Consider the following 10,348-nt stretch of genomic DNA (forward strand, 5'->3'; position numbering starts at 1 on the left):
TGCGAATCGAAGGATTACGAAGTGGCCGTCTCTTGTCACATGGATCTCTCCCGTCGCACCAAGGGAAAGATCACCCGTACACCACTCCCATGGACGCTAACTGCGGCGCTGGTGAGCCGCGTTAATGGCCCAGCGTGGTCCGGGCGCCCCAATGACGCCGGGTAGCGTGGGCGGTTGCTGATGTGACGACCTGATTACCGGTGCGCGCGAACGCCGGGGATGCAGCGCGCGAGTTTGTCTTCTTCTCGTCTCATGAGCGCGCCGGGTGCCGCTGCGGGGGTGCGCACTGCTGTTCAACACACCTGTCTTGGCGGATGCCCGCGAGCAATGATCGGAATCTGTGGATCACTGGGAAGGGGCGTACCTTCCCAGATAACCGGATGATGGTTTCGGGAGAAGCCGACGTTGCCGCGTCGGCCGAGCAGGGTGTGTGACCGATACCGCGACCGGGACGAGTGAGATCGTGAGGATCCCGTGTGGGTCGCGGTTGGAGAGCCGGTGTGCGCAGCGGGCGAGGACGTTGCGGATAGATGCAGTGCCAGGAGGGCTGGCGCCTGGACCGAAGAGCCGACCGCGCCGGCGGTGGAGCCGGACGAGCACCAAAAATGGCTGGTGGAGTGGCTAGCTTAGCGAAACAACTTGAAGATCATAAATCACCCACAGCTATTCTTTGCTCTCGCTGCGTAGACGAAGCGGCTTATACAGGCGCCTTGCTGAGCGGGGGACATCGTGTCTATGATCGGCGTTGCCCTGGGGACCACCACCGGCGGCCTCCTCATCGGGCGAATCGTCCGGATCCTCGCCGATCACTTCGCCCCGCGAAAAGGCGTGCCGTACGCAACCGAGATCATCACTGCGGCGGTATTCGGGCTGCTCGGCTGGCGTATCGGTCCTGCTCCGCTTCTCCCCGCATACCTCTATATGGCCGCTGCTGGAGTGGCGCTCAGCGTGATCGACCTGCGGGCGCGACGGCTGCCGGACGCGCTCACGCTGCCCTCGTACGCCGTCCTCCTGGCGCTCGTGGCCGTCGGCGGGTTGGTGAGCAGGGACGGAGCGCTCGCCGTGGGCCTGGTCCTCGGCGCCGTGGGCGCCTTCTCGCTCTACTGGTGCTTCCGCCGGATGAACACCGCACTCGGACCGGGGGACGTCAAGGCGTCCGGCCTCGTCGGCGGGATCCTCGGGACTATCGACCTACATAGCTGGGTGGCCGGCATCGGTGCGGGGCTCATGCTGGCGGCGCTGTTTGCGGTGGCCCTGCTGATCAGCCGGAAGGGCTCCGCATCCACGCTCATCCCGTATGGACCGTTCATGTTCGCCGGCTGCCTTGTGGCCGTCCTCGCGGCGTGACCGCCGAATGCTCTCCATCACCGATACAGGGGGCATAGGCTGGACTCGACCGATCACATTTCTCTTTCGCAAAGAGTGGAACCGGTCAGGGGCCGTTCCCCCTCGGGGGATCGGCCCCACTACTCGTTGAGGAGTTCCCGCAGCAGCGTGAACCCCGGCATGATCTCCCTCGGCCGTACGCCCACCTCGAACATTTCCGGCTCCTCGAAGACCGGTTCGCCACTGGGGCGGCGCACGTAGGCCACCCGGCCATAGTCCACACCGTCGTCACGGTCGAAGCTCATCCACGTGATCGCCTCCTGCTCGCCCTCGCGCAGAGGGTGATTCGAGACCGCGCGCGTGGCCACAGTGCTCGGAGGTTCGAAGATCCAGACCTGCGGCACCGCGAAGACCCAGCGCTTTGCACCGATCTCGCCTGCCTTCGCGGCGGCTCTGCGCTCGAAGGCTACGGCAGTTTCCCGATCACGCAGGTAGTCGTAGTCACTGAGGATGAAACGGCGCTCCCCGTCCAGCATGACGACCGCGGGGCAGTCGCGAGCGACGATGCTCTTTTCCAACCGCTCAACCACGTCGAAGAGCAGGTTCGCCGTCTCGGCGTTCACCCGTTTCTCCTCCCGTGACGTAGACGCGGACCATCGCCGAGAACACCTTATGGCCCACACATCTGTGTCAGCCTGTAATCCGCAGCCCGCGCTGCCGCGTCGCTGGGTGGCGACAACGCCTGAAACCAGAGCAGCCGACGCACGCTGCGCTTCCTGAACCGCGCTCGCGCGACTGGCCCGCCCATATCGCTCCAATCTCGCGCTGAGAGCGAAGCCCCATGCTCCGCTCTCAAGCGACTCACGCAAGGGCGAGTCCGACGCGTCGCCCGAAGGGCATGCACCGTCCCGGCTTACCGACGGAAGCGAGAGATCACCGCCTCGCCAAGCACCTCGGACAGGGTGAACAGGGTGCTTTGATCGAGTTCCTCGATGCCGCCGGTGACCGCGCGGAGCATGTTGCGTTCGGCTCGCTCAGCCCCGCGTACGTTTTGCTCGTGATGGGTGAAGGTGTTGACCGCCTGCACCACGCCCCAGGCCGTACCACGCCACGGCGCTACGCGTAGGTCGTGGTTCCAAAGCTTGGCCAGGGTGTCTCGCTTGTTCTCCGCCATCGTTCGGCTGCGGCCTCGCCCCTGTGGCATCGGTGTGTGGGCCTCCAAGAACGCCTGCCACTGCCGCTCGCTGACCTCGACCCGGCACAACTCGCGTACGACCATCGAGAACTCGTCGGCCAGCGCATAGACGATGTTCAGCGCGTCCCGAGCTTCGGCGAGCCGCAGCTTCGAATACCGGGAGTGCTTGATCTTGACCTGCTGCCCGCGCTCGGCGAGACCAGCGGCCATCGTATTGTCACAGACGATGTGAGTCACTGCCCTTTTGAACGTCGTGGCCAGGGAACCGTCGAAGGACGTCGCACCGAACAGGTGGGGCCGGAACTCGACGCCTTCGGGCGTGACGACGTTCTCGGGCACCTCGACCGACACCCAGGCGACCGCTCCGCCCTTTAGCAGCCCGGCGGATCCGATCGACAGATCGGCGTCCAGGAGCCTGGAGACGGTGTTGATCAGCCATTCGACGTAGGGATGTGGCTCGTAGCCGTCGGAGAAGATGCCCATGACATGGCCGTTGTCGCTGCGCACGATGGCCTGCCTGCCGGGCACCTGGGCCAGTCCGCCGCGCGGGTCTTCCACGTAGACGGGGCTGCTCAGCGCCTCCCAGCCGAACAGCCGCCGCTTGACGTCGTCCACAGGGATCGGGCCGGGATAGTGGTTCGGCTCCTCGCCTTGCATGCTCGCGCGGTAGTGCCAGGCCGTACCGCGCTTCTCGGTGAAGCCGATCAAGGTGTTGGCGTTCAGCCATTCCAGAGACTCCCTGGACATGTCTGTCTCCCCTCGGTGCGGTGGAAATGAGAAAGGCACCGGCCGTGGCCGGTGCCGTCGATGTCGTAGCTGATGATGGTAAGGAGAATTACCAGATCTGCCGCATTCTCCAGCGAGAGCGCCGGAGTTCGGGCGAGCTCATGTGGAGCGTTGCTGTACGGCGTAGGCCACGCGTTCGGTCAGTTCACGGTCGGCTACGCAAATTTCGATCGTGCTCGTGCTGTCGCCGTAAACGGTGAACGAGCCGGACGCGGCCTCCAGCCGCCACCGGACGACGGTCTCTCGCTCTTTCTCGGTGAGCGAGGCCTCCGGCAGCAGTTCCACCAGGGTTTCGATGATCTCAGCCCGTGTGCCGTTCTCGGTCACCCTCTTCGCCAACCGCTCAAAGCAGGTGATCAGGTCCCGTCGATAGTCGGGCAGTAGGCGGCGCTCGATCCTCTTCGCGACGAACTTCGCCCCTCGCGCCGCTGTCACCGTGATCTCATGCCGTCGCAGGTCAGGACACATGCCCCTGCTGCCGTCGGGGTAGACACCGAGCACCCTGATCCGTCCCCGCTGATTCCAGATCGGATGCACGACGAGCCGCGCGCCGGCGGGTCCCATGAGGTAGGCCGGATGACCGGGCCGCACCAGGGGCCGGTAGCCCTCCAGATGCTCGGCGACCTCGATCGCCAATTCCTCGACTTCCCATTCGTTCATCCCGGACTCCTTTCAAAGTAATTCGTTGACGAGTTAAAAGCGGGCCGATCTGGCACCGCAGGGAGCATTTGAGATTGCCGACCGAGCTTTATTAACTTCGATCGAGGCTCACATCTAAATACGGACGACGGCACAGCCCGAACGTCCGCCCACCGAGACCGTCACCCGCGCCGATCCGCAGCGACGGTACGGATGTAACGGATTCGGCGGGCGCTTTGAAACGGGACAGCGCCCGCCGGTCCGGAGTTGGCTTTATGGCTGCTCTTCGTTGCGCATACGCTCTTGCTCAGCGCGGAATCGGTAGATGTCCCGGCCTGGCTTGGAGCACTCCTGGCAGCGACAGCCGTACCTGTGGATATCGCTGACGTGGAAAACCTGGATGCGGTCCTGCCACGGTGTGGGATAGAGCGACTCGTCCAGTTCCACATGCGCGCGTTCGCGCTGCTTGTTGACCTTGGTCACCGTGCCCGGGTAGTAAAACGGAGACTGGTAGGACTCCGTCCACCACGGCCGCACCGGGATGTGGAAGAAGGGGCGGACCAGGACGCGCTCACCGGGTTCCATCGCCGTTCGCCCCCTTCCACAACTCCAGGGCACCCGCCGCGTCGTCGAGCTGCGGGCGGTCGGCACCGCGCAGGTCCGCCAGTGTCCAGGCCACGCGCAGCAGCCGGGGCAGCCCGTCAGCCGTCACGAGCCCGGTGTTGACCGCCGATCGGAGCAGCTCGGCGGCCTCCGGCACGACGGGAAAGCGCGTTCGCAGGTCTGACGCTGGTACCTCTGCGTTCCTCCGCCACGGCGTGTCGGCCAGCCGGTGAGCCGCCCGCACTCTCGCTGCGAGCACCCGCACGGCCACCGCCGCGCTCGATTCACTCGCCCGCGCTTGGCCATCCCCCCACTCGACAGGCGCGCGTACGGCGACGCGTGACAGGAGCAGGGCCAGGCGCGCCCGGTAGCGGCGCCTTGCCTCCGGTGTGCAGCCACACTCTTCCCGCCCTGCAGGGCACTGGCAGGGGCGAGCATCGAGAACCAGGGTGAACCGTGCCGGGTAGCGGACGCTGCGGCCCTGCCCTGCGAGGTGGATCTGTCCGCTGTCCATTGGCCGGCACAGGCCGTCCAGGACCGGGCGGGCGAACTCCGGCGCGTCGGCCAGATGCAGCACGCCGCGGTGGGCGAGCGAGACCGCACCCGGGCGGTTGCCCGCCACACTGCCGAAGATCGCTGTAGGAGTCTCCGTATGGTGCGGCGCGGACAGCGGAGGCGTGATCCCCGGTGCCCTGTCGGATTGTCCGGCCAGCGAGTGGATCTCGGCGACCTGGCGGGCGGCCTTGTCGGTCAGCGGCGGCAGGATGCCCGGTAGGCGTTCGGCGAGCATCGTGGCTGGGCCGTCGCCGGACAGGAACAGGTGGTGCCCGCCTGCTGCGCAGACCTCGAGCGCGTGGCGGGCCGCCTGGTTGCCGGACACGTCGGCCAGGTCGACGGCGAAGGGCGATGACGGCGCAGGCTCCGGCTCCCTGTCGTGCTGATCGCGGAGGGTCCCGTGGCGGAGCTGGTCGACCACGTCGGCCAGCCGGGTTACGGGCATCACCACGGTGCCGGGCACCTGCGCCGCCTCCCGAGCGCAGTCGGCGGGGACGGCGACTCTGCTGATTCCGGCCCGGACAGCGGCAGCCACCATCGGCAGGACGCCTCTGATGGGGCGTATCCCACCGTCCAGGGCCAGTTCGCCGAGGAATACCCGCCCGGCGATCCGTTTGGGTGGGATGACACCGGCGGCGGCCAGCAGCGCCACGGCCAGCGCGAGATCGGCCGCCGCGTCGTAGACCGGTGGGATCATCGGTGTCACGCTCACCGTGATCCTGGCGTCCGGCCAGGCTGTTCCGCTGTTGAGGATCGCGGCCCGGATTCGTGCGCGGGCAGGCCAGACCGACGATTCGGGCAGGCCGACCAGATGCAACTCCGCGTCGCCGGGTACGGCCTCGGCCTCGACGTCGATCACATGCGCAGTGAGGCCGGTCAGGGCGACCGATCGGGTGGAGGCGTAGCCCATGCCGTTCACCAGCCCACCGGTAGCACCGGTCGCGCAAGGTCCGGGCACTGCGCGGCCTTGTCGGCGATCTCGTCGGCCATGCCCGCGAAGTCCATGCCGCAGACGGTCTCCGGCGGTAGCCCGCAGTCCAGGGCGGTGCGGATCAGTCCTGCCAGGCTGTAGCGGGGATCGGCCGACAGCGCCCGTTCCACGGCGACGCGCGCCAGCGGTCCGTCTCCGGTGCGCAGTGCGAGGAACGCCAGCAGCGCGGCGGGAGGGGCGGCGAAGTCCGGTTCCACCCTGCGGGTGAGTTGGGTCCACAGCCTGATGTGGGTGTCGTCGTCGTATCGGCCGATCAAGGTCATGGCCGCGTCTCGGACGAAGATCGCACTGAGTCGGACGGCGAGCCTGGCGACCTCGTCGGCGGACAGGTCCTGTCCGGCCTGGGTGCGGTCCAGCGCGGCGGCGACCTGAGCAAGTCCCTCGTGATACCAGTCGTGATCGCCCCCAGTGGCAAGCAGGCTGCGCGCCTCGGCGCAGGCTTCCCGGGTGGCGGCCTGCACCTGTTCCCGGTCCTGTCCCCCGGCCGGGGCGAGCATGGCTTCGAGTGCCGCGCGGTTGGGCCGGGCAACATACCCGGCGAACACCGCCGCCGCGGCGGCCGGGTTGCTCCCCGCGTCGTACGGGACGCCGTCGGGTGAGCAGCAGTCGGGATCGGGGCAGGTGTATGACCAGTAGCGGCCGTCCTCGACCCGCAGCGCGTCGATCGTGTCGATCCCCGCATCCGACAGTGCGCCGCGTACCGCGTCCATCACGGGAGTGACGTGCCACCCGGGCCCGTACCCGATGAGCATCGCCCGTTCGGTGCCGTTGCGGGTGAGCAGGTCGGCGAAGCGCCGGGCCAGGTCGGGCGTGTCCTCGGAGTTGTCCGGCAGGTCGAAACGCATGCTGAACCGCAGCCCCCGGGCGGTGCTGTCAGGGTCGGCGGTGGGTTCGAACGCCATCGCGATGATGCTGCGCTCCGGGTAGAATCCCAGCATGTAGGGCACGATCGCGATGAAGTCCGCCGGACGGCTCAGCCGCACCGTGTGATCCAGACCAGAGGTCATAAGTGTCCTCCTGAACATGAAGAAACCCCCGGCGCGGTCAGCCGAGGGCGATGGAATGAAGAAGGGCGGGGTCAGCAGCGTTCGATGCGGACGCCGCCGCGCGGTCCAAGGAAGATCCGCCGATCGGGGTAGTCGAGCCCGTCGGCGGAGCCGTACAGCCTGATTTCGCAGTCGTCCCCCACGCACGGGGTGAGGACGTCGGCGGCCTCGCGGTGAGCGAACGCGAAGGGCGAGCGCTGCCAGTAGCCGTACCGGTGCCGATCGGACAGCTTGCGCCGGGCATCGGCCAGGGAAGAGAACTCCTCCAGATCATCCGGCTGTGGTGAGCCGTACCCGTTGCCGCCGTGCCAGAGCCCGTACCAACGTCCCATGATCGTGCCCCCCCTCAGGTCCGGGCCGGGCAGCCGGGCGAGGCGTGGTCGCCGCCGCAGTAGCCGCACCACTCGTCCATGGCGTAGATCGACAGCTCTTCGGCGTACCGGTCGCGCCACTCCAGCTGCGCCCTGGTGTAAGAGTCGAAATAGTCGGCGTCGGTGTCGCCCGGTCGCAGGGTGAGGTAGTGCAGAATCGTCCGGGCCGCGCTGATCAACTCATCGGGCGTCAGAACCGCGCCGACACCCGAGCAGATGTCGGACCCGCTGAAGATCGTGCGGCGGCGCCGAGACAGCCGGTAGCGCCAGCGGATCCGGCCCTCATCGGTCCGCCCGGCGGCCTCCACCTCCAGCAGGTGATCGGCGTCGATCTGCCACGCGGGCACCAGCCGGGAGCTGATGATCCATCCGGGTGGCAGGGTCAGGGCATGCGTCATCGCCATGGCGACTCCAAAAAGTTTCAGAAAGGTGGAATGGCGGGCCGTCAGTACCGGCGACGGCGGCTCAGGTGATGCGGTCGTACGGTCGCGCTGACCGCATGGATCTCACAGTCCCGGAGATCCAGAGCATCGCTGTAGCAGCGTGAGCAGCGGATCAGCCGCACGCCCGCTCCCGATGCCCGGTTAGTGTGCGTGGCGTCGATCCACAGATGGGTCTTGGCCAGACAGCCAAGACAGGTGATCACCTCGGCGGCCGTGGGCATCGGCGTGAGCGCTACCGTCACCACGTACTCACGCGCGCCGCCGGGATCGGTGGCGGGCACCAGCGTCGCGGTGTCCGGGCGAACCTCACCCAACGCGGCCACGCGCATCACTCGGCCCCCGCCGCAGACCGTCAGGTCTCCCACGGACCAGCCGGCCGGGACGGCAGAATTCACCTCCATACGATTGCCTCCCTTTTCGCGGCGCCTGTCCGGCGGCCTTCCGTACGGTCCGGCGGATGCGGGAATCAGGACGGCGGTTCACGTATGGCGGAGTCCGGTGTGTCCGGCGCTCTCGCGGCGCGAATTACTCTCACTTAAATACGGTGGCCGGAACGGCCCGACCGTCCGCACGCGGCAACATTTCCGCAGCATTGCCGCGCACGCCGCACCGACGGCCACCGTTCCGGCCTCCTTGCCGTCCTGTAGCACGGCTACGTGAGCCACAGAACAACATGTGAGAACGAACATCGCGCCAGATGCTTCAGACGCGCACCGGCGGATTTCGTTCTCACTTAAATACGGTGACCGGAACGGCCCGACCGTCCGCGCCCGGCGACGTTTTACCAACGTCACCGCGCACTATGCGAACGGTCAGGAACTCCGATCTGTAGCCGTCCTACGGCTCAGCAACCAAGCCGCAGAAAAGCACCGTAAGAGCGAACATCGCACCGGACGCGGCAGACGCGCACCGGCGGATTCTGCTCTCACTTGAATACGGGAGTTGCCACAGCCCAAGCGTCCGCGCCCTGCCTCGCTAATTCATCGTCACTGAACCGGGTAGGTGCATCTGTGGGCATGAGAAAGGGCCTCAGAACGCTCTCTGAGGCCCTTCTCAGCGGGTTTCGTCAGTCCTCTACGCCGTTGGTTCCGCCGTGAACCATCGTGCTCCTGACGTCGTCAAGACGCTCCGACAGTTCCCGCCACTCCGCGCGTGCCGCCTCACGCACCCGGATCACGGCCCGGCGAGAGCCATACGCGCCGCCATAGCGTGCCTGGGCAACGGTGCTCAAGATGCCCGTTCGCCCGAGGTCCTGAGCGTTGGACGCGATATCGATCATGCGCCCGATGGTCGGGAAGTCGCGACCATCGCCGAACGCCTGACGGAACATCTCCGCGCTGTGCTGAGAGACGCAGAAGGCGACGGCGGCCCCCGTGACTGTCTCGGTACGGGGAACGCCGCGCATGAGCTGAGCGCCCGGCGTGGCGTCGATGTCATTGGCCGGAACATCGATCCGGTAGCCGTTGCGCGCGGCGGCATCGCGAACCGCCCACCGCTGCAGGGTCGTCCGTGTGATGGTCAACTCTCCGCCGTCCCTACGGACATAGACCCACGCCTGAGTGTCCCGGGTAGGGCCACTGTCAGGGGTAGGGGCGCAGGACGCGAGGACATCGCGCAGACGCTGAGCGAACAGAAGTACCGCGTCCTGCGTGACGTCGTCCGATACGTCGTCTGTCCCGTACGGCGCGTGACCCTGCTTAACGATGGTCGCGCTTCCATCCATGCGCTTACGGGAACGTGTGGCGTCGACCGTACGGCAGTAGCCGCGTGCGAGCCGCTGAATCTCCGCCCAATCGTCCGGCGTCACGCGCGCCATGTCTTCCGGCGTGAGCTTCTCCCCCGGAACGTTGGAAGGGACGCACTTACCGGGAACTCCATTCGACATCTTTCGATCTCCGATCACCAGGGCCACAAAGTCGCGGCACCGTTTCTCTTTCGCAATTCAATTGAACCGCAGAACAGAGACCGACGCAATGACATCCCGTGCGCCTTTACCATGTTTTCGCCGACAGGAGAAGGGGCGGACCATAGGGCAATATGCGACAGTGCAAGCAAACAAGCGAAACAGGCCAGGTGTAGCGATTAGACCATCATCAAGAAAGGCCAGCCATCAATAGAATGACAAAAAGAATACAGTCCGCGAATTCCAAAAGTCGCGGTCAGGCCAGATTGCCATGCACAACCAACTGCCCTTGCCTCGATCACGGCGTTGCCCATAGAGTCGGGCCAGCAAGAGGCCGCACACCAAGCCGCCTACCAGCGGCGATGCAATAGCGATCATGACCAGTCATAAGCCTCGGGCTTTCGCGACGAATTTGAGCGGGCTTGATCGTTTACATGAGAAAAGTGCCTTTGAGCTGGGAGGATTGGGCTTGTCGAGAGTCCTGTCCGCA

Annotated in this window: 11 protein-coding genes; 1 reads left to right on the forward strand and 10 read right to left on the reverse strand. The window is 66.3% G+C overall.

Annotated elements, in window-relative coordinates; all coding sequences use genetic code 11:
* The first annotated feature begins 735 nt into the window (after positions 1 to 735).
* Positions 736 to 1,347, forward strand: coding sequence for a prepilin peptidase (locus FLV34_RS37835; protein WP_147945438.1), 612 nt, complete (start codon positions 736 to 738; stop codon positions 1,345 to 1,347).
* Positions 1,348 to 1,466: 119 nt separating this feature from the next.
* Here FLV34_RS37835 and FLV34_RS37840 read toward each other — a convergent pair whose 3' ends face one another.
* From FLV34_RS37840 to FLV34_RS37885, 10 genes are all read right to left on the reverse strand, one after another.
* Positions 1,467 to 1,949, reverse strand: coding sequence for a hypothetical protein (locus FLV34_RS37840; RefSeq protein WP_142652101.1), 483 nt, complete (start codon positions 1,947 to 1,949; stop codon positions 1,467 to 1,469).
* 290 nt (positions 1,950 to 2,239) lie between these two features.
* Positions 2,240 to 3,268 (reverse strand): DUF932 domain-containing protein, encoded by a 1,029-nt coding sequence (locus FLV34_RS37845; RefSeq protein WP_142652103.1) that lies wholly within the window; start codon positions 3,266 to 3,268, stop codon positions 2,240 to 2,242.
* 138 nt (positions 3,269 to 3,406) lie between these two features.
* Positions 3,407 to 3,943 (reverse strand): hypothetical protein, encoded by a 537-nt coding sequence (locus tag FLV34_RS37850; RefSeq protein WP_142652106.1) that lies wholly within the window; start codon positions 3,941 to 3,943, stop codon positions 3,407 to 3,409.
* Between the two features lie 276 nt (positions 3,944 to 4,219).
* The gene (locus tag FLV34_RS37855) at positions 4,220 to 4,531 is read right to left on the reverse strand and encodes a hypothetical protein (protein WP_142652108.1); all 312 of its coding nucleotides are present in this window, start codon (positions 4,529 to 4,531) and stop codon (positions 4,220 to 4,222) included.
* Positions 4,518 to 6,014 (reverse strand): ATP-binding protein, encoded by a 1,497-nt coding sequence (locus tag FLV34_RS37860; protein WP_147945439.1) that lies wholly within the window; start codon positions 6,012 to 6,014, stop codon positions 4,518 to 4,520. Before FLV34_RS37860 ends, FLV34_RS37855 begins: the two co-directional genes overlap by 14 nt.
* A gap of 5 nt (positions 6,015 to 6,019) precedes the next feature.
* Entirely contained in the window at positions 6,020 to 7,102 is a 1,083-nt protein-coding gene (locus FLV34_RS37865; RefSeq protein ID WP_168066575.1) for a DUF4192 domain-containing protein, read from the reverse strand.
* A 71-nt stretch (positions 7,103 to 7,173) separates the two neighbouring features.
* Complete coding sequence (locus FLV34_RS37870; RefSeq protein WP_142652112.1) at positions 7,174 to 7,473, reverse strand: hypothetical protein; 300 nt, start codon at positions 7,471 to 7,473, stop codon at positions 7,174 to 7,176.
* 14 nt (positions 7,474 to 7,487) lie between these two features.
* A complete protein-coding gene (locus tag FLV34_RS37875; RefSeq protein WP_142652114.1) occupies positions 7,488 to 7,916 on the reverse strand; it encodes a hypothetical protein in 429 nt (142 codons plus the stop codon).
* 41 nt (positions 7,917 to 7,957) lie between these two features.
* A complete protein-coding gene (locus FLV34_RS37880) occupies positions 7,958 to 8,287 on the reverse strand; it encodes a hypothetical protein (protein WP_142652116.1) in 330 nt (109 codons plus the stop codon).
* Positions 8,288 to 9,021: 734 nt separating this feature from the next.
* Positions 9,022 to 9,867: a hypothetical protein gene (locus FLV34_RS37885; protein WP_205831190.1), complete on the reverse strand. Its 846-nt coding sequence runs from the start codon at positions 9,865 to 9,867 to the stop codon at positions 9,022 to 9,024.
* Between the last annotated feature and the right edge of the window lie 481 nt (positions 9,868 to 10,348).

Origin of the sequence: Microbispora sp. CSR-4 (genome assembly GCF_008033685.1) — a bacterium.
Classification (GTDB): domain Bacteria; phylum Actinomycetota; class Actinomycetes; order Streptosporangiales; family Streptosporangiaceae; genus Microbispora.

What these genes read in the sequence shown, in the direction of transcription:
- FLV34_RS37855 (WP_142652108.1), bottom strand. Translation starts at nt 4,531, where the DNA reads ATGGAACCCGGTGAGCGCGTCCTGGTCCGCCCCTTCTTCCACATCCCG.
- FLV34_RS37865 (WP_168066575.1), bottom strand. Translation starts at nt 7,102, where the DNA reads ATGACCTCTGGTCTGGATCACACGGTGCGGCTGAGCCGTCCGGCGGAC.
- FLV34_RS37835 (WP_147945438.1), top strand. Translation starts at nt 736, where the DNA reads ATGATCGGCGTTGCCCTGGGGACCACCACCGGCGGCCTCCTCATCGGG.
- FLV34_RS37875 (WP_142652114.1), bottom strand. Translation starts at nt 7,916, where the DNA reads ATGGCGATGACGCATGCCCTGACCCTGCCACCCGGATGGATCATCAGC.
- FLV34_RS37860 (WP_147945439.1), bottom strand. Translation starts at nt 6,014, where the DNA reads ATGGGCTACGCCTCCACCCGATCGGTCGCCCTGACCGGCCTCACTGCG.
- FLV34_RS37870 (WP_142652112.1), bottom strand. Translation starts at nt 7,473, where the DNA reads ATGGGACGTTGGTACGGGCTCTGGCACGGCGGCAACGGGTACGGCTCA.
- FLV34_RS37845 (WP_142652103.1), bottom strand. Translation starts at nt 3,268, where the DNA reads ATGTCCAGGGAGTCTCTGGAATGGCTGAACGCCAACACCTTGATCGGC.